Raw genomic sequence first — 25,439 nt, 5'->3', positions numbered from 1 at the left:
TCTAAAACTCCCTTTTTACTTAATCTTAATTAATAGTAAAATATAATTTAGATAAAAACATCTTTACTGAGTAAAAGATTGATAAAATCAAAAAATAAAAAGTATCTATCCTATATTAAGCGAATAAAGATTTTTCTTTACAATGTCTTAGAAAATGATAGGAACTCGTTAAATCACATCTACAGTTTAGTAGCCCTTTTTATAGTTATAACTTCATCTATCACTGTATTTTTACTAATTACACCAGAAGCAGAAAAACTACCCCCCGATTTACATTCTTTTTTAAAAGATTTTGAGGAGATTACACTTTACTTTTTTGCTATTGAGTATATTCTAAGATGGTGGGTTATTTCAGATTTCTTTGAAGATTTTAAAACTGTTTTAACACAAAAAAAAGAAAGAAATTTCAAGGCTTACTACAAAGCCTTTTTATACGCTTTGAAAATTAAACTAAAGTGGATGGTTAAACCACTTTCAATTATAGATTTAATTGCAATTTTACCTATTTTTAGACCTTTTAGAACTTTAAGAATTCTTCAAATATTAAGGATATTAAAAGTTGTTAGATATTCATCAGGATTAAAGAGTGTTTTTCAAGCTTTAAGAGAACAAGGATTTATCTTTATTTTTTCTACTTTAATGATACTTCTTAACATAGTTATTTTTTCTATCATAACTTACATATTTGAATACAACGCTAAAAACGACGCTTTTAAAAACTTGTTTGATGCGCTTTACTGGGGAGCTATAACTTCTTTTACTGTAGGGTATGGAGATATTACTCCTATAACAGATACGGGAAAATTTATTTCTTCCCTTATGACCTTTATTAACATAGTTTTAATATCTGTTTTAACAGCAGGATTTTCTGTATCATTTATAAATAGATTACTTGAATTAAAGGAAGGAGAGGTTAAGATGCCTGATTTAGAAAATCATATAGTAATATGTGGTTATAATGAAACATCTGAAGAGATTTTAGAAAACTTGGTAAATCTTGAAATTGATAAAGAAAGACCTGTTGTTCTAATAACAAACTACGATAAAAAAGATTTAGATGTAAATCTGTCAAACATTATTTATAAAAAGGGAGACTTTATAAAAGAAGACATTCTATTAGATGTAGCTATAGACAAAGCTTCAGATGTTATTTTAGTTGGTGAAAAATTACCACACCTAACAGATAGAGATATAGATGCAAGGACTGCTTTAGCTGGAATGCTTATTAAAACCTTAAACCCTTACGCAAGACTGTATGTAGAGGTTCTTTTAGATGAAGATGCTGAAATATTCAAAAAGAGACTTGGGACTAAAGATATTCTCATACACGGACAGATACTTGGTAAAATAATGTTTTCAAGTCTTTTAAACCCCGGAGCAACACAACTGGTAGAAACGATAATAGATAACGAAACAGGAATAAGAAAAGTCAAAGTTAAAGAAATTGGAAATTTTGAAACCTTTGGAGATATTCTACTGTATCTGAGAAAACAGGACTTGATGCCTATTGCCTTAGAAAGGAATAAGAAGATAATACTATCTCCTTCTGATGACTTTAAAGTTTTAGAGACAGACTATATATTTATAATTCCAAAAAGTGGAGAAACAGATTGAAAAATGTTTTAATAACAAGGGAAAAAGGTCAGTTTGAAGAGGTTAAATCAATCTTTGAAAAAGAAGGTTTTAATCCTATACCTTTTCCTACAATAAAGTTTGAAAAACTGCCTTTAGATAACTTTGATGAAAAAAACTATGACTATCTGATTTTTACAAGTAAAAACGCTGTTAAGTTCTTTTTAGAAGATATAGAGGTAGACAAATCAAAGCCTGTAATCGCCGTTGGTAGTAAAACAGCTAACTACTTGAAAAAAGAAGGTTTTAAAAATATAGAGATACCAGATGCTTTCAGTGGAGAGGGTTTAAAGGATTATATAGATAAAAACTTAGATAGGTTTAAAGGTAAAAAGTTTGGTCTTATAAGGGCTTTAGAAGGGTCTCAAGTTTTACTTAACCAGTCAGGTAAAGACTACTTCGTTCAGCTTCTACCTATTTACAAAACAACCTATAACATTCCTGACAATACAGAAGAAATTGAGAAATTATTTTTAAAGAAAGAGATTTATGCAGTTGTTTTTTCAAGTCCTTCTACTTTCTATGGTTTTTTAAATGTTTTTGGAGTTGAAAAATCAAAAAAATTTTTAGAAGATGTTTTAGTGTGTACTATTGGTACAACTACATCAAAAGCGTTAGAAGATAAAGGATTTAAAGTTAATATAGTTCCACAGATTTTTACATTTGAGGAAATAGTAAAACTTTTAAAAGAAAAACAGCCATAAAGGGCTTTTTATCCTGCTTTTTTCTTTTCTCTCATCTTTTCTATATGAACCATTATAGCTGTGATGGCTGCTGGAGTGATACCTTCAAGTCTTGCAGCATGCCCCAAAGTCATAGGTTTAGCCTTTGTAAGTTTCATAACAGCTTCTTTTGTTAAACCTGCTACTTTTGAGTAATCTATATCTTGAGGAATTTTTATACTATCTAAATACTTCATCTTTTCGTTTAATTTTCTTTCTCTTTCAAAGTAGCCATCGTACTTAACATTTATCTCCACTTCTTCTTTAATGTAATCTGAAGATGGTGTTTCGATGCCGTAATCTTTTAGGTTGTCTATACTTATTTCAGGTTTTTGTAAAAATGTAAAAACTGATATTTTTTTGTCGTTGTCTTTAATGTAGGTGTTTTTGTAAGTTTCTATCCAATTTTTAATCTCATCTTCATGTTGTTTTACAAATCTATACTCTTCTTCTGTTAGAGCTCCGATGTTGTAAGCTTTTTGGTAAAGTCTAAGGATTGCGTTGTCTTGTCTTAGGTGTAATCTATACTCAGACCTTGATGTAAATAGTCTGTATGGTTCTATAACACCTTTTGTTGTAAGGTCATCTATCATAACACCTATGTACCCTTCATCTCTACCTATTATAAATGGTTCATCTTTCCCTAAAGCTCTTAGAGCTGCGTTTATTCCTGCAACTATCCCTTGTCCTGCAGCTTCTTCATAACCTGTTGTTCCGTTGAAGTTTCCTGCGTGGTATAGACCTTTTATTTTCTTTGTTTCTAGTGTTGGGTAAAGTTCAGTTGGCATCACTATATCGTACTCAATTGCGTAAGCAGGTTTTAAAAGAACAACGTTTTCAAGTCCGGGTATGCTTCTGTACATCTGCCACTGTATCTCTTCTGGTAGAGATGTACTTAAGCCGTTAGGATATATACTTATTCCATCTCTTGTTTCAGGTTCAAGCCATACTGTGTGTCTATCTTTTCCTTCAAATTTTACTATTTTGTCTTCTATTGATGGACAGTATCTCGGTCCTACTCCTGTAATGGCTCCACCGTAAAGGGCAGTTCTATGTAAATTTTCTCTTATTATTCTGTGGGTTTCTGGAGTAGTGTAAGTTATGTAGCAAGGTATCTGGTCTTTTTCTTTAAACCAGTATGACCCTTTCGGCTCTGTCCAGAATGAAAATTTTGGTGGAGGGTTATCTCCCGGAGCTTCTTCTAAGATAGAGAAGTTTATTGTGTTTTTATCAAGTCTTGCAGGAGTTCCTGTTTTAAATCTTGCAAGTTCAAAGCCGTGTCTTTTGTAAAATTCAGGGAGTTTACTGGAGGGTTTCTCTTCCATTCTTCCTGCAGGAAATCTTTTGTCTCCTATATGAATAAGACCGTTTAAAAATGTTCCGGTTGTGATAACTACTGATTTTGTTTTTATTTTTAAACCTTTATCTGTTATAACTCCTTCAACTTCGTTTTGATGTGGTTTTAATACTATGTCTACAACTTCATCTTCTATAACTGTAAGGTTTTCTGTGTTGTGGGTTTTTTCAACCATGTATTTTCTATACTCTTCTTTGTCTGCTTGAGCTCTTGGAGACCTTACAGCAGGACCTTTTCTTGTGTTTAACACTTTAAACTGTATTCCGGTTTGGTCTATTGCCTTTGCCATCTCACCGCCAAGAGCGTCAACTTCTCTAACAACTATACCTTTCGCTATTCCACCTATAGAAGGATTACAAGGCATAAGACCTATTTTATTTTCATCTAATGTAATTAAAGCAGTTTTTGCTCCTAACTTTGCAGATATTATCGCAGCTTCTATCCCTGCATGCCCACCACCAACTACAACTACATCAAACTCTGTATCATAAACCAATTTTTACCTCCAGTTTAACTTTTTAAAAACACCTATATTATATTATTCCTTGAAATCAAATTTTCCAAAAGATTTTAAGAAGATTTTTAAAGAAGATTTACCAGCTCTAAAGGTGTTTGAGTTAGGACTTCTACTCCATCTTTTCTTGCCACTACTATGTTTTCTAACCTTACTCCACCCCAGTTAGGAATGTATATACCCGGTTCTATTGTAAAGACTGTGTTTTCTTGTAAAATTTCTTCGTTGTCTTTGTATATTCTTGGTTCTTCGTGAATATCTATCCCTATTCCGTGTCCTGTTGAGTGGGTAAAGTAATCTCCATAGCCATACTTTTCTATTACCTTTCTTGCTGCTAAATCTATCTCTTTTATAGGTATTCCTGCTTTTACTACGCTAGTAGCTTCTATATGGGCTTCTTTTACAATGTTGTATATTTTTTCAAATCTTTGGTCTAAATTACCAAGGTAAAGTGTCCTTGTAAAATCACTACAGTATCCTTTATACTTTAAACCCATATCTATTAGTAATGGTGCATCTTTTAAAATAGGTTCTTCTGAGGTTTCCCAGTGGGGTATCGCAGAGTGTTTTCCTGTAGCTACTATTGTTGGAAAACTTTCTGATGTTCCTCCTTCTTCAAAAATAAGGTCTATAACTTTCCTTCTTACAGACAGTTCTTTTATATTTTGGTTTAAATTTTCTTTTATCCAAGGTAAAAGTTTTTTATAAACGTTATCTATTTTATGGGCTGCCTGTTTTATTATCTGGATTTCTTCTTCTGTTTTTGAAACTCTAAACTCATTTAAAAAACCTTCATAACCAATTAATGTAGGTTTTAAGTTTTCTTTGAGTTTTTCATAGAATGATAAAGTAATTTTATCTTTTTCAAAGCCTAAGTTTTTGATATTTAAATCGTTGATAAACTCTTTTAATCCTTTAAGGCCATTTTTTAGCTCTACTACTATAAAATCCTTTAGTTTTTCTTTTGCATTTTCGTAGTATCTTGCATCTGTAAGGAAGTAGACTTCTTTATCAGTCAGTATAACATAAGCGTTAGAAGATGAAAATCTTGATAAATAAAACACGTTAGAGTAAGAGTTAAACAGGAAGGCATCTAAGCCTTCCTTTTTTAGTTTTTCTTTTATCTGGTCTATTTTTAACATTTGAATAAGGTTGCTTGCTGGATTTGGTCTGCTTTTTCTTTGCCTACTAACTTTTCTACTATTTTAAGGGCAAAACATGCAGCTGTTCCTGGTCCTCTTGAGGTTAGCACGTTGGAATCTTCTACAACAGCTTCTTCAAGATAGTTTACATCTCCTAACTTGTCTTTGTAAGTTGGGTAAGAAGTTGCTTTTTTACCTTGTAAGATTCCAGCAGAAGCTAAAACGTAAGGAGCTGCACAGATTGCACCTGTAAGCTTTCCTTTACTGTAAAACTCTTGGATTAACTTTTTCACTCTTTCATCTTTGTTTAGGTTATCCGTTCCAGGTTGACCTCCCGGAAGGACTATCATATCAAACTCGTCTGCCTTTACTTTATCTATGGTTGTATCTGGAATTACCTTTACACCTCTTGCACTTTCTATGTACCCATCGTGTAATCCAGCTATTACAACCTCTATACCAGCTCTTCTTAAAATATCTACAATACTGATAGCTTCTATCTCTTCAAACCCATCTGCTAATGGTACTAAAACTTTCGCCATCTCAAACCCTCCTTTATGGGATTTGAATTTCTTCAAATAATTCGTCTAAAACTGGGTAGTGTCCTGTAAAACATGCCGTACAATAACCTTTAGTTTTATCTGCAGCTTCAAGCATACCTTCTAAAGATAGATATCCAAGTGTATCAGCTCCTATAAATTTTCTAATTTCTTCTATAGACATAGAAGATGCAAGTAATTCTTCTTTTGTTGGTGTGTCTATTCCGTAGTAGCAAGGACTTACAACGGGAGGAGAGCTTATTAACATATGAACTTCTTTTGCTCCAGCCCTTCTTAACATATTTACTATTTTCCTGCTGGTTGTACCTCTAACTATAGAGTCATCTATCACTATTATTCTCTTTCCTTCTATAACGTCTCTTACAGGGTTTAGTTTTAGTCTTACGCTTAAGTCCCTTATCTCTTGAGATGGCTGGATAAAACTTCTACCAACGTAATGATTCCTTATTAAACCTATTTCAAAAGGTATTCCGCTTTCTTCACTGTACCCAAGAGCTGCAAGTAGTCCAGAATCTAAAACAGGTATTACACAGTCTGCATCTATAGGATACTCTTTTGCAAGTCTTCTACCAAACTCTTTTCTTACACTATAAACCCAATCTTTAAATATTTTACTGTCAGGTCTTGCAAAGTAAACAAACTCAAATATACACTTTTTTGGATTCTCTGTATGTTCAAAAGGATAGTAAGACCTTATTCCTGCATCATCTATTACAATGACTTCACCGGGATTTATATCCCTTAAGTATTCTGCGTCTACAATATCTAAAGCACAGGTTTCTGATGCTACAAAGTAAGACCCACTTCTATTTTTACCTAAAACCAGTGGTCTAAATCCATGGGGGTCTCTAACTGCTATAAGCTGTTTTTCTCTCAGGATTACTAAAGAGTAAGCACCTTTCACTTTTTTCATTGCCTCAAATACATGGGGTAGAAAATCTTCATCGTTTTTGTGGAGATTTATGTGAGGAGGGGCAGGTTGTCTTGACTTTGCTATTAAGTGAACAAACACTTCTGTGTCTGAGGTTGACCTAAATATTGCACCTTCCATCTCAAGTTCTCTTTTTAGTCTTTCAGCATTTACAAGATTGCCATTATGGGCAATTGCAAACTGTCCTCCATAAAAGTGAGCGAAAAATGGCTGAATATTTTTTGGATTAGACCCTCCACTTGTAGAGTACCTTACATGACCTATTGCAATATCTCCTTTTAACTCTTTAATATCCTCTTCTTTTATAGCTTGGGTTACAAGTCCTGACCCAAGTCTGATGTTTATATCGTATCCATCTGATACGGCTATACCAGCTGACTCTTGTCCTCTATGCTGTAATGCGTGTAAACCTAAAAATGTAAGTTCGGCAGCTGATTTATTGTTAAAAACTCCAAATACTCCACACATTAAAAAATCACCTCTTTTTAGATAACCATACAAATTTTACCACTTTTTAAAACAGTTTTCCTACTGCAATATCATAGGAAGCATAGGCAAATATCTCACTTAAAGAAGGATGGAAGTAGATAAACTCATGGACCTGGTCTGCTGTGTATCCTTCTTTTATAAAGACTGCTATTTGATGAATAATCTCAGAAGCTCCTATTCCTACTACATCAACACCGATTATTTTTTTACTGTTTTTTTCAAAGTATAGTCTAACATAACCTTCAGGTTCAAGTTCATCAACAGCTTTTTCATTGTAAGTAAATGGGTAGTACCCTGATATAACTTCTAATCCTTGTTTTTTAGCTGTTTCTTCGTTTAATCCTACATGTCCTATTTCGTATCCAGAGAATATAGCCCAAGGAGTAAGTGTGTAATCAGGGATCTTTTTATCTTGAGAAGTGATGTTATGCAGTACAATTTTTGCTTCGTAAGAAGCTATGTGGGCAAGCATAGGAGAGTTAACAACATCACCTATTGCATAAATATTTTCAAAATTTGTTTGAAGGTAGCTATTTACTTTAATAAAACCTTTTTCATCTTTTTCTATTCCTATTGTATCTATGTCTTGAGTGTTTGGTTTTCTACCTACTGTTAAAAGTATCTTATCGACTACTATAATCTCACCGTTTGAAAGTTTTACTTTAATTTTACTTTCTTCTATAGAAAAGTCTTCTACGGTAGTGTTGAAAAATGTTTTTATTCCGACTGAATTGAGCTTTTTAAGAAGGTTTTTTGATATTTCAGGAGAGATTATATCTGAAGGTAAAAGTCTGTCTTGAAGTTCTGTGATGTAAACCTGACATCCATAACTTTTTGCAATGTATCCTATCTCACAACCAGCCACTCCACCACCAACTATTAACATACTTTCAGGTAAAGTGTCTAACTTTTCCATGTAATCTTCTGTTGTAATGATGTAGTTTCCATCAGGAATAAGTTTTCCTACAGAAGCTGGATAAGACCCTGTTGCTATGATTATGTTTTTTCCTTCTATAATCTCTTTACTGCCATCAGGGTAAGAGACTTCAACTTTATTTTTATCAATGATTTTACCTTTGCCTTTAAATACAGGAACTTTTTTTGATTTTAAGAGTTGCTCTAAAGATTTCCTTAAAAATCCTATAGACTTTTCTTTATTTTCAAAAGCGGCTTTGTAATCAATAGAGTAATCTTTTACTTCTATTCCATAAGCTTTAAGTTTTTGAAGTTTTTCTATACTGTGAGCTCCACTTCTTAAGTACTTAGTAGGAATACAAGCTCTGTTTAAACAGTTTCCCCCTAATTTACTCTTTTCTACTATGGCAACATTGATTTTTTTTCTTAGTGCTGTTAAGGCAGCTTCATAGCCACCGGGCCCCATCCCGATTATAATTAGGTCAAACATTAAAGACTCCTTCAAATTATTTTATTTTTAATGTTATTCCTTATTTTACTTATTTCAAGAAACAATGTAAGAGACAAGGGCAAAAGATATTTAAGAGAGGGAGGATGACGGGACTTGAACCCGCGACCCCGAGGGCCACAACCTCGTGCTCTGCCTACTGAGCTACACCCTCCGTAATAGAGATTTATATTATAATTCTTTTTAAGAAAAAATTCAACAAAAAACGGGGTCAAAAACCCCGTCTAAGACTATTATTTACTTAACAGTTCAGCAGCTTCTAATACTTGAAGACCTGATTCATGTAAAGAAGTTTTACCTATAAATCCTGCAATTCTTGCAACTTCAAGCTCTTTTCCAAAAGTCTCAGGATCCAAGTTAGAGATTTTTATAGCTTCTTTCCAATTTTTAGGAAGGATTCTTACTTTACTTTCTTTTACATAAAGATTTCCTACTTCTCTTATTGCTTGAAGTACTTTTACCATGACTGGGTTTATTGGAAACTCAATACCTTCTGGAACTCCAGCTAAAGCTCTTTTAATTAAAGAACCTGCAGAAGTAAACTCAATAGATTCGTTTGGAAGAATATTTATAATACCTCTTGCTTCAAGCTTATTTAAAGCATACTCAACTTCTTCTTTTAAAGTTTCATCAAATTCTTTGAATAAATCTCCTAAGAACATACCTTGTTCAGGTATTCTATGAACTACCATAACTTCAAATTTTGTAATGTAAGGCTTTTTACTTACGCTGTAAGCAAGGTCTAAGTAAAGTTTTCCTGTTTCAGTAGGATAACCTTCTCCAACAAGATGTTCTTCTACAGACTTTTGATACCATTGATAGTTTGGAGCAGTAAACTCTGTTTTACCCATAGCAAGGGACTTAACAGCTGTTGAGCTGATTTCTCTTACTCCTCTAACTTTTATATCGTTTAAAACCTTTTTACCGTACTGTGTAATTGTATAAACAGTCTTTCCTGTTTTTTCTTCAACTTCAGAGTTTATAAGGTTAAATGATTCAAGAGAGTAAAGGGCAGTTTTGACAGTGTCGTGGAGTTTTTCTTGCCATTTGTTTCCCTTTTCCCAAAAGTGTTTAAATAACTCTTCCATTGTTAAGAATTCTTCCCATTTTTTCTTTAACTCTTCTTTCTTTTGATAACCCATAGCTTGATTTAACATTCTTCCATACCATTCTTTTAAATGCTTATACTCTTTTAAAGGTTTTTCAAGTAAAAAGTGAATAATTTCTTCATCAGTTGGAATTATTTCTGGGTTTTGTTTATTTTTATCCCATATTTTCTCTATTGCTAATAAAACTTCCTCATCTAAAACTTCAAGGTTAAATGATTTTACAGGTAAATAGCTTTTTTCACTCCATAACCTGTAAACTTCAATTAGATGCTCTCCAGCTGGTAGGAGTTCTCCGTTATCATCTATAAATGCAAGTTCTTCTAGTACTTCTCTTTCTGAAGTAGATAAAGATTCTATACCACTGTCTAAAACTTTTAAGAGAGAGTACATATAATCTTCATTAATAACTGTTTCTAAAGAAGGAGCCATCTTTTCAACAGTTTCTTTTACAGCATTTCCAAGAGCTGAAAGAATGTAAACGTCAGACTTAGGAACAGAGAAGGATATCAATCTCATTGATTCTAAAAGTTCAACGTTTCTTCCTGTTATAGGTAAGAATTGACATCTGCAGGTCCGGGAGGAATAGAGATTATATAGTTTGCAAGCTCTTTAGATATTTCTAATCTTGGTTTTGCATTTTTATAAATTTCGTATATAGATTTTGCGTAATCATTAATCTTCTTTAACCAACCTTTCTTTTCTTGATGAACTTCTTCTGCTAACCCTCTTTCTTTTAAAGCATCAAATATTAAATCTCCTGTTAAATCTCCACTTCTAATAGAGGACTCAATCATAGAGATAACTTCTGAACCTATCCATCTAAAACTTTCATTCCACTGGGAAGGATGAGGTATAATACCTTTATTTATCATCTCTTCTAATAGGCACACAAGATTTCTTCCCCAATAAGTTAAAACATACTCAATAGGACTATTCCCTTGAGCCATTAAATTTTGAAGTTCAAGTTCAATATAAGGGTCTTCTTCAGCTTTAATCGTGATTTGGCAAGCCAATCCTTTTTCTTCTTGATGTTTTGCATTTAAAAGTGCAAGTGCATGTTCTTTCTTAATAATCATCTTTATGAAACCTCTTATGAAATCTCTAATTTTTAGCAGAAAATTATATTATATCACAAAGAAACTGGGAAAATATTTTTCTCAATCCTTCAAGTCCACCAGTGGGAATAGAGATAGCATTTATGTTTTTAGGTACATCGTAGTCTCTTGGGTTTATTCTTATAAGGAATCCATTTGTTAATTTTGCTATACGTTCACTTGTTAGTCTAACTGTTGGAACAGCTTTTCCAGCTCCTATCTCTATTATTACAAGCTTTTTATTTAAATCTATCACTTTTTCAAGCCAGAGGTTAAATCTAAATTCTTGACTTTCTGTTCTTATTGGTATCCAGCTAAAGTCGTTAAACATAAGAATGTTTGGTCTTGCAACTCTACCACAGTTTTTACAAGTAGGAAGAGGGTCTAAGGCTTGGAAGTTTTCCATATCTACCTTTACTTGAGTACTATCAGCAGGCCATATCTCATCACGACAAGGTAAAATACACTGTAGGTAGTGAATACTTCCGTGTATCTCAACTATCTTCTTTTCATCAAAACCAGCTTTCTGAAACTGTCCATCTACGTTAGATGTAAATATAAAGTAGTTGTTATTTTTACTTTCTACTAAATTTTTTAAAATGTAAAATCCTTCGTGGGGTTGTGTGTTTCTATACAAGTTCAGTCTGTGTCCATAAAAAGCCCAAGCTAATCTTGGATTTTCTATAAACCACCTTGGATTTGCCAAATCTTGAAAGTTTAAGCCTAACTTTTTTGCGTAAGGGTATGCTCTCCAAAATCCCTCTTTACCTCTAAAATCAGGAAGTCCAGAATCAACTCCCATTCCAGCTCCTGCGGTAATTAAAACACTATCTGCCTGCTTTATAACCTCTTTAGCTTTTAAAAAGATATTCTCATCCACTTACAAACTCCTAATCTTACTTATTATCTTTGATGTTGATGTATCGTAAACAAAGTCTATAGTAAAGACCTGTCCTCCGTAAGATTTTACAAAATCAGCTCCTACTATATTTTCTATTTTCCAGTCTCCACCTTTTACAAGAACATCTGGTCTTATCTCTTTTATAAGTCTCTCAGGGGTGTCCTCTTCAAAGATTATAACTAAATCTACAGGTTTTAAAGCTGATAAAACTTTTTTTCTCTGGTCCTGAGGGTTTATAGGCCTGTCTTTTCCTTTCAATCTTCTTACAGACTCATCACTGTTTAGTCCTACTATTAAAAAATTTCCTAAAGACTTTGCCTTTTCAAGGTAATCAACATGCCCTGCGTGAATTATATCAAAACATCCGTTTGTAAAAACAATCTTTTTACCCTCTTTTTTCAACTCCTCTACAACCTTTAGATAATCCATCTTCTACCTCTTGGGAAAGATTATTATGTAGCCAAGTAAAAATATAGGAAAGGATATTAGAAAATAAACACTGTTGTTAAAAATAATAGATGTTATAAATCCTACTAAAGCAGGAATGTAAGCTAAAATCAAAGTTAAGTTGTAGTTAGACTTTTTTTTAAAAATTAGTAAAGATGGAATAAAAGCCGTAAGTAGTATTACTAAAAAAGCTGGAGAAAAAAAGGAAAAGTTTGGATTTAAAGGAACTCTTAGCAGTATCAGTACAGCAAACCATATAAAAATAGAAAAAAGACTGGCAAAGTATTTTTTTCTTCTATCTACTAAAGTTTCATTCAAGATTTAACCCTTTTTCTGCATTTTCTTTTGCTTTTTCAAACTCTTTTACAACTTTTTCAAACTCTTTTAAAAGTTTTTTTCCTTCTTCTGTAAGTTTTGACCCACCACCACCATAACCACCTCTTACACTTTCAACTATCTTTTTCCCATACCTTTTTTCCATTGCATCAATGTAGTAAAGAGCTTTTCTATAGGATATACCAATATTTTCAGCTGACTTTTTTATAGAGCCTGTCTTCTCAATCTCCCTCAAAAGTTCATCTCTACCAAGACCTATGATAATCTCTCCATCTTTTTCTATCCAGACCTTATACTTTACTTCAAACACAATTAGAATCCCCCAAAGTAGAAGTTGTATATCTTTTCTCCAAAAAACAGGTACACACTACCTGCCAATGCTAAAAAAGGTCCAAAAGGTATCTCAAGTTTCATAAGGTTATTATCTTTTTCTTTTTTCATAAAGTAAAGTGATGCTAAAAGTCCTAAAATAGACCCAAAAAATATGGTAAATAAAGCTCCAAACCACCCAGTATAACTACCTATAAAAGCAAGGAGCTTCACATCACCCATTCCAAGTCCTTCTATATTTCTAAATTTTAAGTAAAGGTAAGCTATTAAAAATAAAAATCCTGACCCAACTAAAGCTCCGATAATAGCATTTATCAAAGGTTCAAAAGAAGAAGATTGATAGCTTTTCATTCCTGCATACACAAAACCGGATAAAAGACCAAGATAGTTTATCTCATCTGGAATAATCTTAAAGTCAAAATCTATAAAAGAAAGGGCAATCATAGAACATAAAAAGTAAAAAGCAAATACAAAGTCTACACTAAAGCCAAACTTTAAGTAAGATAAAACAGCTGCACATCCTGTCATCAACTCTACTAAAGGATACCTTACAGGTATAGAAGTTTTACAAAATCTACACTTACCTTTAAGAATCAGGTAGGATATGATAGGGATGTTGTCATACCACTTTATCCGATTTTTACATACAGGGCAGGAAGAAGGAGGGTAAACGATAGAAAGGTCTCTTGGCATTCTGTATATTACTACGTTTAAAAAACTACCTATGGATACACCTAAGATAAAAATTGCAAAAATTTTTATAACTTCATAAAAGTTAAGCTCCACCTTTTTCCCCTTCTTTTTGAGATTTTTCTAACTTTTCTGTATAAACAACTATCAGTCTTACCACTGCAAACACAAGTAAAGCTATGATGTAATAGTAAGTTTCCTTTAACTCTTCTCCTTCTGCTGTAGAAATCAAAACTGACCTAATTGTCCCAGCTATAGCAGTATCTACGAAGAGATTTAAAGAGATTTTTTCTCCTTTTATTAGATTTATCTCAGCTCTTAAAAGGGAAGACAAAGGCCAAAGAAGTATAGCTGTACCAAAAAGCCTAAGTGCACTACCACTTATATTCCTTTTAAACTCTACTACATTTTTTATCAGTCCTATAAAGTCGTGGACAAACCAAATAAATATAGCCAAAGACACAACAACTATCAAAACCGCTAAAAAAAGGTGGATAAGTCTGTCAAAATTTTCTAAAAAACCTATAAGAGCTGTATCAATATTAGATATTTTTTCTACTAATTTATTCCTTAGATATTTTATTTTCTTCCTCAAGTTCTTCCTCAAGCTGTTTTTTCAGCTGCTGACCTTTTTTTACTAAAAAAATAACTTGAAAAGTAGTAAAACCTAGTAAAACAGCTATTACACCTTCAAACTTTCCTATCAAATAACCAACAAGTGCAGCTCCTATAGGTATTGGGACTCTAAAAACCATACTCATAAGGATTTTATTCTTAGCAGCTCCATAACTTCCTATACTTTTCCACATATGCCAAAAGTATAAAACTCCAGATACAAAGCCTAAGATAAAAAGAGGTATATAAATAAGTATCACTAAAAACTCCTTATTATCTTTATGGTAAAATTATTATAACATCAAAAAATTACGGAGATTACAATGGAAAAAGAGAAATTAAAAAAGTATGAAAGACTTCTTTTAAAGAAAAGAAATCAAATTTTAGAAAGATACTTAAAAAAAGAAGAGACTCAAAAAGTCCTAACAGAACAGGCTACTGAACCAAGAGATATAGATGAATACGCTCTTATAGATATAACAGAAGAAATTTTAGGAGAGTTATCTGATATAGAGATAGAGATAATAAAAGCTATAGACGAAGCTTTAGAAAGAATAAAAAATGGAACATACGGAATTTGTGAGGTTTGCGGAAAAGAAATAGAAGAAGAAAGATTAGAAGCTGTACCTTGGACAACCCTTTGTATACAGCACGCAAAAGAAAGGGAGCTTTACGAAGAAACTCCTGATTTAAGGTATAAAGAGTACTTTGATAACCTTGTTCCAAGGGAAAAACCTACATCAGAAGAAGAAGCAGGAGAGTTATAATGGAGCTTTGGAAAAAGTCAGCTGTAGAAATATCAAACCTTATAAAGAAAAAAGAGATAAAACCATCTGAAGTAGTCCAATCATTTATAGAAAGAAAAAAACAGGTAGAACCTAAGATAAACGCCTACATCACAGATTTAGAAGAGTTAGCTATAAAACAGGCTAAAGAGAAAGACCAAGAGATAACCAAGTTAGATAACATTCCAGACCTTTTCGCAGTGCCAATAGCAATAAAAGATAACATATCAACAAAAGGAATAAAAACAACATGTGCTTCTAAAATCCTTGAAAACTTTGTTCCTGTTTACGATGCTACTGTAATAGAAAGGTTAAACAGTCAAGGCTATATAATAACAGGAAAAACTAACCTTGATGAATTTGCAATGGGTTCATCTACAGAAAACTCAGCCTTTTTTACAACTAAAAACCCATGGGATTTAGAAAGAGTTCCGGGAGGTTCATCTGGAGGTTCTGCAGCTGTTGTTGCAGCTGGAGCAGTTCCTCTGTCTTTAGGTTCTGATACTGGAGGGTCTATCAGACAGCCAGCTGCATTCTGTGGAATAGTAGGATTAAAACCAACTTACGGTAGAGTTTCAAGGTACGGACTTGTTGCATTTGCTTCATCTTTAGACCAGATTGGACCCTTCTCAAGGTATGTGGAAGATACAGCTTTAATCATGAACGTAATATCTGGAAAAGACAGTAGAGACTCAACTTCAAAAGACATTCCACTGCCAAACTTTTTAGAAGAGATAAAGAAAGATGTAAAAGGTTTAAAAATAGGACTTCCACAGGAATTCTTCACAGAAGAGTTAAATCCTCAGATAAAAGAGATTATCTTGAATGCAGTAAAACAGCTTGAAAAAGAAGGAATGAGTGTAGAGTGGATATCTCTACCTTACTCAAAGTACGCAATAGAGACCTACTACATAATAGCACCATCAGAAGCTTCTTCTAACCTTGCAAGGTTTGACGGAGTAAGATACGGATACAGAACAAAAGATTACAAAGACTTAGAAGAGATGTACTCAAAAACAAGAGACGAAGGCTTTGGCCAAGAAGTAAAAAGAAGAATAATGGTAGGAACTTACGCTTTATCTTCTGGATATTACGATGCTTACTACCTAAAAGCTCAGAAAGTTAGAACTTTGATATATCAAGACTACATGAAAGCATTTGAAAAAGTTGACGTTATAATAACACCTACAACCCCAGATGTAGCATTTAAGATAGGAGAAAAATCAAACGACCCAATCCAGATGTACCTTTCTGACATATTCACTGTTTCTATAAACATGGCAACACTACCAGCTGTAAGTATTCCTTGTGGATTTAAAGATAACCTACCAGTTGGAATGCAAATAATAGGAAAGCCATTTGACGAATCAACGATACTAAAAGTTGCTTATAGATGGCAAAGCATCTATAGATTTTATGAAAAAGTACCTATGGAATGAGATTTTTTGTTTTTACGATATTTCCCGGATACTTTGACTGTTTTAAAAATTACGGAATAGTAAGTAAAGCTATAAAAAGTGGTAAAGTTGAAATAAACACTGTAAACCTAAGGGACTTTACAGAAGATAAACACCGGACTGTTGACGATGTTGTCTACGGAGGCGGTCCGGGAATGCTTTTAAAACCAGAGCCTATATTTAAAGCTTACGATTATGTAAAAACGATATCTAAAAATCCTTACGTCTTAATCACTGAACCTTGGGGAAGAAGGTTTGACCAAGAGTTTGCAAAAGAGTTATCCCAAAAACAAGATATAGTTATAATCTGTGGAAGGTACGAAGGGGTTGATGAGAGAGTCAAAAGTATAGTAGACGAAGAAGTATCAATAGGAGACTTTATCCTTTCTGGGGGAGAACCAGCAGCTGTAGTAATAATGGACAGCGTTGTAAGACTTATCCCACAAGTTCTCTCAGAAGAAGAAAGTTTAAAAGTTGACTCCTTTAGTGATGGACTGTTAGGTTATCCAAACTACACAAGACCACCAGAGTTTAGAGGTATGAAAGTTCCCGAAGTTCTTCTATCAGGAAATCACAAACTCATATCCCTTTGGAGAAGATTTATGCAACTAAAAAAAACTTACGAGAAAAGACCAGACTTACTTGAGAAAGCCGTTTTATCCCTTGAAGACAAAAAGATGCTTGAGTATATTTATAAAGGTAAAAATTTTGAAGATTACCTAAAAGGAGAAAAAATTGCTTAACATAGAAAAACCTCCTATCGACGTTATAGAAAACGACGAAGCTTACATTGTTATAGTTGACATTCCGGGTGTTGACAAACAGGACATAGAGATAACAGGAGATGAAAACTCAATTACGATTAAAGCATTTAGAAACCAAATTATAAAAGGAAGATACCATATAGTAGAAAGGTTTAACGGCTTTATAAAAAGAACTATAAAATTCCCTTCAGCAATAAATCTAAATCAAGCCAAAGCTATATATGAAAACGGCGTTTTAACAGTATATTTACCAAAAGCAAAAAATCAGTTTATAATAGATACTTGTTTTAAAATCTTAATACCTTAAACCAAAACCAGGAGGTAAGATGGAAGAGAAATTTTTAGAGCTCCCTTCAAAGTATCCTTTAATACCAACGAGAGACTTAGTAGTTTTCCCATACATGGTAATGCCCCTTTTTATAGGAAGACCTTTTTCTATAAAGGCAGTAGAAGAAGCTATAGATAATAACAATAGATACATATTCTTAGCTCTTCAAAAAGATAAAGATATAGAAAAACCTTCTTTAAAAGATATTCACGAGATAGGAGTAGTAGCCACTATCATAAGAATGATGAAACTTGAAGACGAAAGATTAAAAGTTTTAGTCCAAGGTGTAACAAGAGGAAGGATAAAACAGTTAAGAAAGACAAACGGATACTATGAGGTAGAAGTTGATATCATAGAAGATGAAGAAGTAGAAGAAACAATAGAAATAGAAGCACTTAAACACTCAACTCGAGACCTTATAGACAAAGCTATATCCCTTGGAAAACAGATAATTCCAGATTTAGTAGAAATTATAAAATCTATAGAAGAACCGGGAAGACTTGCAGATGTTGTTGCATCGGTTTTAGACTTAAAGCCAGAAGAAGCTCAAGAGATACTTTACATCCTTGACCCGGTAGAAAGGTTAAGAGTCGTTCATGATAAACTCTTAAAAGAAGTAGGAATATTAGAACTACAGCATAAAATAAGAGTATCAGCCAGAGAAGCTATAGAAAAAGACCAGAGAGAGTATTTCTTAAGACAACAGATAAAAGCAATCCAAGAAGAGCTTGGAGAAAAAGACGAAAGAAAAGAAGAGATAGAAAATTACAGAAAGAAAATAGAAGAGTCTGGAATGCCAGATTACGTAAAAGAAGAAGCTGAAAAACAGCTTAAAAGACTTGAAAAGATGCATCCAGACTCTGCTGAAGCTGGCGTTATAAGAACTTACCTTGACTGGTTAGTAGAGCTTCCATGGAACAAAAGGACTAAAGACAGACTTGATTTAAAACTTGCAAAGAAAATATTAGATGAAGACCACTATGACCTTGAAAAGATAAAAGAAAGAATCTTAGAGTATCTAGCAGTACTAAAACTAAAGAAACAAAAAACCAAAGATCAATCTATAAAAGGCCCTATTCTATGTTTTGTAGGACCACCGGGAGTAGGTAAAACTTCACTTGGAAAATCAATAGCAAAGGCATTAGGTAGAAAGTTTATAAGAATATCCTTAGGTGGTGTAAGGGATGAAGCAGAAATAAGAGGACACAGAAGAACATACGTAGGAGCTCTCCCCGGAAAGATAATTCAAGCTATAAAACAAGCAGGAACAAAAAATCCTGTTATAATGCTTGATGAAGTAGATAAGATAGGTTTAGACTTTAGAGGAGACCCTACAGCTGCATTACTTGAAGTTTTAGACCCAGAGCAAAATAGAGAGTTTGTTGACCATTACCTTGGAGTTCCTTTTGACCTTTCAGAAGTGATGTTTATATGCACCGCAAACAGGATAGACACAATCTCAAGACCACTACTAGACAGAATGGAAGTTATAAGATTATCTGGATATTCAGAAGAAGAAAAGTTAATGATAGCCAAAAAGTACCTCATACCAAAACAACTTAAAGAAAACGGTTTAGATGAAAAAACGGTAGAGTTTACAGACAAAGCCATACAGTTCATCATCAGAGGATACACAAGGGAAGCTGGCGTTAGAAACTTAGAAAGACAGATAGGGTCAATCATAAGGAAGATAGCAAAAGAGATAGTAGAAAAAGGTAAAAAGAAGAAGTACAAAATCACAGAAAAAACTGTTAAAAAACTGTTAGGTTCGCCTATATACACACTAGAGAAAGAAGAAAAAGACGAGGTAGGAGTCGTTACAGGGCTTGCTTGGACTGAAGTAGGAGGAGAGATACTAAAGATAGAAGCTACAAAAATGCCGGGAAAAGGAAATTTAATCCTAACAGGTTCATTAGGAGATGTAATGAAAGAGTCTGCAAAGATAGCATACTCATATGTTAAGTCAAAAGCCCAAGAACTTGGTATAGACCCAGAAGATTTTAATAAATACGATGTCCACGTCCACGTTCCTGCAGGAGCAATACCAAAAGATGGACCATCTGCAGGTATAGCTATAACAACGGCAATTACATCTTTACTTTCAGGTAGACCAGTAAGGTCTGATGTAGCAATGACAGGAGAGATAACCCTTACAGGTAAAGTCCTTCCAATAGGAGGACTAAAAGAGAAGATACTGGCAGCAAAAAGAGCAGGAATAAAAAACGTAATACTACCAAAAGGCAACAAAGAAGAAGTGATGTCTGACCTTCCAGCTTACGTAAGAAAATCTGTAAACCTTATATTTGTAGACCACATAGATGAAGTGTTAAAAATAGCTTTAAAGGATAAGAAGATTGAGCCTGAGAAAAGCGAAAGTTAAAGACGCAGAGAGTATTTTTAAAATACTTCAACATTTTGCATTAAAAGAAGTTCTACTTCCAAGAAGTTTAAACAGTATATACGAAAACATTAGAGATTTTTATGTGTATGAAGTTGGCGGTAAAATCGTAGGAGTTGGGTCTTTACACGTATACTGGGAAGACTTGGCAGAGATAAAGTCTTTAGCCGTCTTAGAAGATTACCAAAACCACGGTATAGGAAGAAAAATTGTTGAGGCTTGTTTAGAAGATGCAAAACAACTTGGTATAAAGAAAGTTTTTGCACTAACCTACGTTCCCTCTTTTTTTGAAAAGTTAGGATTTAAAATTACAGATAAATCAAACTTTCCACAGAAAGTCTGGACAGAGTGTATCCACTGTGTAAAATTCAACGACTGTAAAGAAGTTCCAGTGGTGATCCAGCTATGAAGTACATATACCTTTGCAGACACGGAGAAAGTGAGTACAACGCAAAAAAGATAGTTCAGGGACACATAGACACTCAGCTGACTGAAAAAGGCATAAAACAGGCCAAAGCACTGGGAGAGTTTTTAAAAGATAAAAACATCCAAAAGATAGTATCATCAGATTTAAAAAGAGCTTACCAAACTGCTAAAACAGTAGCAGATATTTTAGGCTTACAAGTTAATGTAGATGAAAGAGTTAGAGAGATGCACTTTGGCACGTGGGAAGGATTATCTTACGACTGGATATACCAAAACGCAAAAGATCATTTTTACAACTGGCTTTCTAACCCCGTAAAACATCCACTACCAAAACAAGAAGACCCACACCATTTTGAAAAAAGACTAAGACTCTTCTGGGAAGATATAAAAAAATCCAAAGAGGAAAACATACTGATTGTAGGACACGGAGGTTCTATCCAAGGATTACTTTGTATAGTGATGAACTTAGGTATAGAATGCTTGTGGAAGTTTAGACACGACAACACAGGATTATCTCTTGTATTATCAAACAACTCAAAAGACGAAGTTAAGTTTATAAATCTTTCCTTCCATACCGAAAAAGATTTTAGATTACTATAACACAATAAGAAAAGGAATAACTAAATGAAAAAAGTAGTGGTATTATTAGCAAGTATTTTTATAATTAACACTACATTTGCCCAAGAAGATATAACAACTTTACTGGATAAGTACGAAGAAGCTGCAGACCTTTCCAACAGAACAAAAGTTGAAAGTCTTGGACATTACATAACAATAACAAGAAAAGATTTAGAGATAATGCAGGCAAATACCCTGTCTGACATTTTAAAATCTTTAAAACTTCACTCCTACATTCCAAACACTTTCGGAGTTTATCAGTTGATCGCTGCTGGCTTACCTGCCGGTTTAAACACTTCTTATAGACTTTTTATAGACGACCACGAGGTAAGTTCAATACATACAGACAATCCATTTCTACTCTACGACAACTATCCCTTAGATGCCATAGACCACATAGAAATATATCTTGGAGCAGGAGCTGTAAGAATTGGTAATGAACCTTCAATATTAATCATAAAACTATACACAAAAGACCCTAAAAGAGAAAACTCTACAACAATTAAAGGATTATTGGATACAAGAAAAGGTTATTCTTACAGCTTTACAGATGCAAGACCTATAAAAGAAAACATCTCTTACCTTGTAAGTATTTATAAAGGATACAACAACTATAAGACTTACCACTACAATAACAACCCTCTAAACAGAGACTCCCAATCAGTTTTTGGTATTTTTAAACTTAATTACTACGACACTCAACTTACATTTAACTTTGCAAGGGTAAACAGAGATGCATTTAAGGGATTGGCAGTTGACATTTCTCCAGACATATCTAACACACAATCTCAAGATTTCTACATATCCCTTACCCAAAAACTACTTGAAGACAAATCCCTAACCTTTAACATCTCCTATGATTACAACGAAAGAAAAGGAGAGTTTGAAAATAAATTTAATGAAGGTGGTATTTTTGTTTTACCTGTATATAACCCATCTTCATTAATCCCTTACTACTATTATGAAAAAAGAAACTTAAAAAAATACATATTCTATATATCAAAAGAGTTTAAAACAGACAACAACGCCCTACTAATAGGAGCTTCATACAAAATAAAACAAAATGATGTGGAAAAAGCTGATTATAAAGCGTTTACTTTATCAGGATTTACATCAGGCTCTATTAAGGACTTTCTTAAATTCAACAGAATAGACCTTTACACAGTTTTTGCTGAAAACCAGTACAATGTAAATGAAAAAAATCTCATATTTTTAAGTCTAAAATACGACTACTACAGAAGAGAGAATCTACCAGATATAAAAGAGTTTATAGCAAGAATCGGACACACGTCTTTTATAACCCATAACCTTTACATAAAAAGTTTTATAACAAAAACCTACATACCACCATCTTTCTATGAATTAGAACAATCTCAAAATCCAAAGGACTTAAAAGTAGAGAAGATGAAAGGTTTTTCTTCTGAAATTGTTTATGAGAAAGATAAAAGTATTTTAAAGCTTTTTTATGGCTACACCTACGCTAAGGATTTAATATATTTTACTCCAAATGGTACTATAAACTGGAGAGGTATCCCATCCCATCTTTTAGATTTTGAATACACTTACAAAATAACTCCAGATAACAAGATAGTATTTGATATATTTAAAACTTTTATACAATCTTCAAAGATGAGCTCTACATTTGGAGGCTCCATAAAAAGCTTTAACTCTTTTGACAGATTAGACCTTTATGGAGAGTTAATATATAGAAATGGTTTTGAAGTTTTCGACAAAAAAATTAATTCAACATATAATTTAAACATTGGACTTATTTACAATTTTGACCGAAATTTAAGTATTAGAGCAAAAGGAGAAAACTTATTAAACAGTTCCTACAAGACTGTTTTATTTGGTTATCCTAACCAAGTTGGTATATTTGATGCATACGATAGAAAGTTAACAATAGGTATAGAAAAGGTATTCTAAGATGAAAACTTTAAAAATTTTACTGGCTTTTATTTTAGTTATCTCTTTTAAAGCCTTATCTCAAGAAGACCCTATCCAAGTTGAAGTTAGATTACTGGAAAAAGTTTTATCAGACATCACTCAAAAACAGTTAATATACGTTTGTATATACGGCTCAGAAAAAATCCAGTATATACAAAAATATTGTACGAAAATACACATAACAAACTGTGAAAAAGCAGATATAATAATAGCCGACAAAGAAGTACCATACAATGATAAACCTGTAGTAGCTCTAAATGAAGAAATCTTGAAAAAACTAAAAAATGCGATAGGAGGATTATACTGGAAAAAAGGAAGACCACAACTAATCTTTTTAGAAGACAGACTAAAAAAGTTTGATATACAATTACCCTCTGAATATAATAGATTTATAATCAAATCAGAAAACTTATCTCAAAAATTCATTTACAATACTAATGCAATAACTATTGCTGAAATATGATAAAGCAACTTTTTAAAGAGATAAAAAAGAATGTAGTAAGCATATGGATCACTGTTATATCTTTACTTGTTTTATTCTCTTTATATTTATACCTACCAAAATATGAAAAAAATATTCAAAATGTTATCATTGAAAAAGACTTAGGAAAAGAAGTAGATGTAGCTGAAAATGTCATAAGAAAGATTAAAGAAAAATCTCAAAATTCATTGATATCAAAAATACACGATAGTGACTTTGTTAAAAATTCAAATGAACTCTTAGAAGTTCTAAATACACCTAACACAGAATATTTATACATTATCTTTAAATCGGGAGAACAGTTTTTTATAGCTCTTGATGTATCTAAAAAAGATAGAATGGAACCATTTGAGTATATTCAACTCCTTCCATCAGAGCTGCCAATTGTAAACCAAGCAATAAAGGACATGGAATATAAATATTTAATACATACAAACACACCAACTTTAGGATTGACTTTATACATCCCATTTAAAGATAAAAATAATATAAACTACATACTTATAAAAGATTACACCATAAAAGAAGTACAAGAGATTAAAAGTTTAGTAGACTCAATACGTAAAGCTATACTTATAGTTATAGTGTTTATAGTATTACTTGCAAATGTTGCTATTGTAGGAGTTATAAAAACTTTATACTACAAAAAAAGAAGTCTCATTGACAGCCTTACAGGACTATACAACAGAAACTATTTAGAAGAGATAGAAAATAAAAACTTAAAAGACTTTGTTGTGATAGTTGCAGACGTAGATTTCTTTAAAAAGATTAACGATACTTATGGTCATTTAGTAGGAGACAACGTTTTAAAGACAGTAGCAGAAACGATTAAAAAGAATGTTAGAGAAAATAACATAGTTATAAGATACGGAGGAGAGGAATTTTTAATAATTTTAAACAAAGAAAGATCTGTAGATAATCTCAACTACATTAATGTTGCAGAAAGAATAAGGAAAGCAGTAGAAAACTTAAAGATAAAGATAAACGAAAATGACTACCTCAAAACAACCTTATCAGTAGGTATATTTTTAGATACGGATAAAATCAAAACTTTACAAGAAGCTATAAAAAAGGCTGACGTTGCTCTATATAAAGCTAAAACAAAAGGAAGAAACAGAATAGAGATTTACGACGAAGAGAACCAGTCCTCAGAAAAAGCTCTAAAAGTTTCCCAGATAAAAGAAGCAATTGAAGATAAAAGACTTTTCTGCCTTTACCAACCTATAGTATCTTTAAAAGATGGAACTGTCTCCCACTATGAAGCTCTCGTCCGAATTAAAGACAAAGAAGGTAATACAATCCCACCTTATCAATTTTTAAACGTTATAGAAAACACTTTCCTATACACTAAACTTACAAAAGAAGTCATAGAGTACAACCTAAAAATACTAAAAGATTACCCTGATATAAAAGTAAGTATAAACCTAAAGCCATCAGATATACTAAACAGGTCAACAATAGACATACTTTTAGATATAGCAAAAGATAAAGATGTTGTAAAAAGACTTATGCTTGAGATAGTAGAGACAGAAGATGCCCTTGCATACGAAGAGATAGTAAAAATAATAAGCAGTCTAAAAAAAGCTGGATACATTATCTGTTTAGACGATTTTGGTAGTGGATACTCAAACTTTGTTTACCTTTTAAGGTTAAACATTGATTATCTAAAAATAGATGCAAACCTTATAAAGAATATTACAACAGATCAAGTTTCTTTTGAAGTTGTTAAGATGATAACAGGTTTTTGCAAAAAGATGAAAATAAAAACAATTGCAGAATATGTAGAAAATGAAGATATACTAAACATAATAAAACAAATAGGTATCGATTACGGACAAGGGTACTACTTCTCAAAACCAAAACAAATAGAAGAGCTTATTAAATCAAGCAAATAACACATTTTTGTATTAAAATATTTATTTACCTAAAAAATTTTGAGGTGG

General features: G+C 32.7%; 24 protein-coding genes, 1 tRNA gene and 1 pseudogene. 12 read left to right on the top strand and 14 right to left on the bottom strand.

The genetic code is table 11. The features are described from left to right. Positions 1-78: 78 nt before the first annotated feature. Together SULAZ_RS01235 and SULAZ_RS01230 are read left to right on the top strand one after the other, a co-directional pair. Positions 79-1,614 (top strand): ion transporter, encoded by a 1,536-nt coding sequence (locus SULAZ_RS01235; protein ID WP_012674340.1) that lies wholly within the window; start codon positions 79-81, stop codon positions 1,612-1,614. Further along, positions 1,611-2,336, top strand: a complete 726-nt coding sequence (locus SULAZ_RS01230) for a uroporphyrinogen-III synthase (protein WP_012675085.1) — start codon at positions 1,611-1,613, stop codon at positions 2,334-2,336. The genes SULAZ_RS01235 and SULAZ_RS01230 overlap by 4 nt, the downstream gene beginning before the upstream one ends. An 8-nt stretch (positions 2,337-2,344) precedes the next feature. On the opposite strand, the gene mnmG is transcribed toward SULAZ_RS01230, so the two are convergent. From mnmG to SULAZ_RS01160, 14 genes and pseudogenes are all read right to left on the bottom strand, one after another. Continuing rightward, positions 2,345-4,207, bottom strand: a complete 1,863-nt coding sequence (gene mnmG / locus SULAZ_RS01225) for a tRNA uridine-5-carboxymethylaminomethyl(34) synthesis enzyme MnmG (protein ID WP_012674148.1) — start codon at positions 4,205-4,207, stop codon at positions 2,345-2,347. 86 nt (positions 4,208-4,293) lie between these two features. Next, positions 4,294-5,367 (bottom strand): M24 family metallopeptidase, encoded by a 1,074-nt coding sequence (locus SULAZ_RS01220; protein ID WP_012674248.1) that lies wholly within the window; start codon positions 5,365-5,367, stop codon positions 4,294-4,296. Beyond that, a complete protein-coding gene (locus SULAZ_RS01215; protein WP_012673461.1) occupies positions 5,361-5,909 on the bottom strand; it encodes a DJ-1 family glyoxalase III in 549 nt (182 codons plus the stop codon). The genes SULAZ_RS01220 and SULAZ_RS01215 overlap by 7 nt, the downstream gene beginning before the upstream one ends. Positions 5,910-5,922: 13 nt before the next feature. Then, positions 5,923-7,326 (bottom strand): amidophosphoribosyltransferase, encoded by a 1,404-nt coding sequence (gene purF, locus SULAZ_RS01210; RefSeq protein ID WP_012673480.1) that lies wholly within the window; start codon positions 7,324-7,326, stop codon positions 5,923-5,925. 46 nt (positions 7,327-7,372) lie between these two features. Then, the gene (gene lpdA / locus SULAZ_RS01205) at positions 7,373-8,752 is read right to left on the bottom strand and encodes a dihydrolipoyl dehydrogenase (RefSeq protein WP_012674332.1); all 1,380 of its coding nucleotides are present in this window, start codon (positions 8,750-8,752) and stop codon (positions 7,373-7,375) included. 99 nt (positions 8,753-8,851) lie between these two features. Continuing rightward, positions 8,852-8,924: transfer RNA gene (locus tag SULAZ_RS01200), tRNA-His, on the bottom strand. Between the two features lie 79 nt (positions 8,925-9,003). Then, positions 9,004-10,955 (bottom strand): annotated as a pseudogene (locus tag SULAZ_RS01195) (DUF505 domain-containing protein). 43 nt (positions 10,956-10,998) lie between these two features. Continuing rightward, positions 10,999-11,853: an SIR2 family NAD-dependent protein deacylase gene (locus tag SULAZ_RS01190; RefSeq protein WP_012674952.1), complete on the bottom strand. Its 855-nt coding sequence runs from the start codon at positions 11,851-11,853 to the stop codon at positions 10,999-11,001. Further along, positions 11,854-12,303 carry a D-glycero-beta-D-manno-heptose 1-phosphate adenylyltransferase gene (gene rfaE2 / locus SULAZ_RS01185; protein ID WP_012673945.1) on the bottom strand — a complete coding sequence of 150 codons (450 nt, stop codon included), beginning with the start codon at positions 12,301-12,303 and terminating at the stop codon, positions 11,854-11,856. Between the two features lie 3 nt (positions 12,304-12,306). After that, entirely contained in the window at positions 12,307-12,639 is a 333-nt protein-coding gene (locus SULAZ_RS01180; protein WP_012673637.1) for a hypothetical protein, read from the bottom strand. Further along, complete coding sequence (locus SULAZ_RS01175; RefSeq protein WP_012674149.1) at positions 12,632-12,967, bottom strand: winged helix-turn-helix domain-containing protein; 336 nt, start codon at positions 12,965-12,967, stop codon at positions 12,632-12,634. Before SULAZ_RS01175 ends, SULAZ_RS01180 begins: the two co-directional genes overlap by 8 nt. Positions 12,968-12,969: 2 nt before the next feature. Then, positions 12,970-13,773, bottom strand: a complete 804-nt coding sequence (locus tag SULAZ_RS01170) for a prepilin peptidase (protein ID WP_012673707.1) — start codon at positions 13,771-13,773, stop codon at positions 12,970-12,972. Continuing rightward, positions 13,763-14,272, bottom strand: a complete 510-nt coding sequence (locus tag SULAZ_RS01165; protein WP_012674457.1) for a phosphate-starvation-inducible PsiE family protein — start codon at positions 14,270-14,272, stop codon at positions 13,763-13,765. The genes SULAZ_RS01170 and SULAZ_RS01165 overlap by 11 nt, the downstream gene beginning before the upstream one ends. Further along, entirely contained in the window at positions 14,241-14,552 is a 312-nt protein-coding gene (locus SULAZ_RS01160; protein WP_012674662.1) for an ATP synthase subunit I, read from the bottom strand. Before SULAZ_RS01160 ends, SULAZ_RS01165 begins: the two co-directional genes overlap by 32 nt. A gap of 63 nt (positions 14,553-14,615) precedes the next feature. On the opposite strand from SULAZ_RS01160, the gene SULAZ_RS01155 reads away from it, so the two are divergent. The 10 genes from SULAZ_RS01155 to SULAZ_RS01110 are packed head-to-tail and all read left to right on the top strand — an operon-like array spanning position 14,616 to position 25,391. Further along, positions 14,616-15,059, top strand: coding sequence for a TraR/DksA family transcriptional regulator (locus tag SULAZ_RS01155; protein ID WP_012673700.1), 444 nt, complete (start codon positions 14,616-14,618; stop codon positions 15,057-15,059). Continuing rightward, positions 15,059-16,516 (top strand): Asp-tRNA(Asn)/Glu-tRNA(Gln) amidotransferase subunit GatA, encoded by a 1,458-nt coding sequence (gatA, locus tag SULAZ_RS01150; RefSeq protein ID WP_012674578.1) that lies wholly within the window; start codon positions 15,059-15,061, stop codon positions 16,514-16,516. Before SULAZ_RS01155 ends, gatA begins: the two co-directional genes overlap by 1 nt. Next, the gene (gene trmD / locus SULAZ_RS01145) at positions 16,513-17,277 is read left to right on the top strand and encodes a tRNA (guanosine(37)-N1)-methyltransferase TrmD (protein ID WP_012673830.1); all 765 of its coding nucleotides are present in this window, start codon (positions 16,513-16,515) and stop codon (positions 17,275-17,277) included. The genes gatA and trmD overlap by 4 nt, the downstream gene beginning before the upstream one ends. Then, positions 17,270-17,605 carry an Hsp20/alpha crystallin family protein gene (locus SULAZ_RS01140; protein WP_012674679.1) on the top strand — a complete coding sequence of 112 codons (336 nt, stop codon included), beginning with the start codon at positions 17,270-17,272 and terminating at the stop codon, positions 17,603-17,605. Before trmD ends, SULAZ_RS01140 begins: the two co-directional genes overlap by 8 nt. Positions 17,606-17,624: 19 nt before the next feature. Beyond that, the gene (gene lon / locus SULAZ_RS01135; RefSeq protein ID WP_012673656.1) at positions 17,625-20,006 is read left to right on the top strand and encodes an endopeptidase La; all 2,382 of its coding nucleotides are present in this window, start codon (positions 17,625-17,627) and stop codon (positions 20,004-20,006) included. Then, positions 19,981-20,433, top strand: coding sequence for an N-acetyltransferase (locus tag SULAZ_RS01130; protein ID WP_012674995.1), 453 nt, complete (start codon positions 19,981-19,983; stop codon positions 20,431-20,433). The genes lon and SULAZ_RS01130 overlap by 26 nt, the downstream gene beginning before the upstream one ends. Further along, on the top strand, positions 20,430-21,050 hold the full coding sequence (locus tag SULAZ_RS01125; protein WP_012673614.1) for a histidine phosphatase family protein: 621 nt from the start codon (positions 20,430-20,432) through the stop codon (positions 21,048-21,050). The genes SULAZ_RS01130 and SULAZ_RS01125 overlap by 4 nt, the downstream gene beginning before the upstream one ends. Before the next feature lie 24 nt (positions 21,051-21,074). Beyond that, positions 21,075-22,994, top strand: a complete 1,920-nt coding sequence (locus SULAZ_RS01120; protein ID WP_012673609.1) for a TonB-dependent receptor plug domain-containing protein — start codon at positions 21,075-21,077, stop codon at positions 22,992-22,994. Between the two features lies 1 nt (position 22,995). Further along, a complete protein-coding gene (locus SULAZ_RS01115; protein WP_012674590.1) occupies positions 22,996-23,478 on the top strand; it encodes a hypothetical protein in 483 nt (160 codons plus the stop codon). After that, positions 23,475-25,391, top strand: coding sequence for a putative bifunctional diguanylate cyclase/phosphodiesterase (locus tag SULAZ_RS01110; RefSeq protein WP_012674933.1), 1,917 nt, complete (start codon positions 23,475-23,477; stop codon positions 25,389-25,391). Before SULAZ_RS01115 ends, SULAZ_RS01110 begins: the two co-directional genes overlap by 4 nt. Positions 25,392-25,439 lie beyond the last annotated feature (48 nt).

The organism is Sulfurihydrogenibium azorense Az-Fu1 (genome assembly GCF_000021545.1).
Taxonomy (GTDB): Bacteria; Aquificota; Aquificia; order Aquificales; family Hydrogenothermaceae; genus Sulfurihydrogenibium; species Sulfurihydrogenibium azorense.
This window is presented reverse-complemented; position numbering and strand designations above follow the sequence as displayed.

Coding starts and splice junctions, on each gene's coding strand:
- SULAZ_RS01220 (WP_012674248.1), bottom strand. CDS start 5,367: ATGTTAAAAATAGACCAGATAAAAGAAAAACTAAAAAAGGAAGGCTTA.
- SULAZ_RS01215 (WP_012673461.1), bottom strand. CDS start 5,909: ATGGCGAAAGTTTTAGTACCATTAGCAGATGGGTTTGAAGAGATAGAA.
- purF (WP_012673480.1), bottom strand. CDS start 7,326: ATGTGTGGAGTATTTGGAGTTTTTAACAATAAATCAGCTGCCGAACTT.
- lpdA (WP_012674332.1), bottom strand. CDS start 8,752: ATGTTTGACCTAATTATAATCGGGATGGGGCCCGGTGGCTATGAAGCT.
- rfaE2 (WP_012673945.1), bottom strand. CDS start 12,303: ATGGATTATCTAAAGGTTGTAGAGGAGTTGAAAAAAGAGGGTAAAAAG.
- SULAZ_RS01155 (WP_012673700.1), top strand. CDS start 14,616: ATGGAAAAAGAGAAATTAAAAAAGTATGAAAGACTTCTTTTAAAGAAA.
- gatA (WP_012674578.1), top strand. CDS start 15,059: ATGGAGCTTTGGAAAAAGTCAGCTGTAGAAATATCAAACCTTATAAAG.
- trmD (WP_012673830.1), top strand. CDS start 16,513: ATGAGATTTTTTGTTTTTACGATATTTCCCGGATACTTTGACTGTTTT.
- lon (WP_012673656.1), top strand. CDS start 17,625: ATGGAAGAGAAATTTTTAGAGCTCCCTTCAAAGTATCCTTTAATACCA.
- SULAZ_RS01125 (WP_012673614.1), top strand. CDS start 20,430: ATGAAGTACATATACCTTTGCAGACACGGAGAAAGTGAGTACAACGCA.
- SULAZ_RS01120 (WP_012673609.1), top strand. CDS start 21,075: ATGAAAAAAGTAGTGGTATTATTAGCAAGTATTTTTATAATTAACACT.
- SULAZ_RS01115 (WP_012674590.1), top strand. CDS start 22,996: ATGAAAACTTTAAAAATTTTACTGGCTTTTATTTTAGTTATCTCTTTT.
- SULAZ_RS01110 (WP_012674933.1), top strand. CDS start 23,475: ATGATAAAGCAACTTTTTAAAGAGATAAAAAAGAATGTAGTAAGCATA.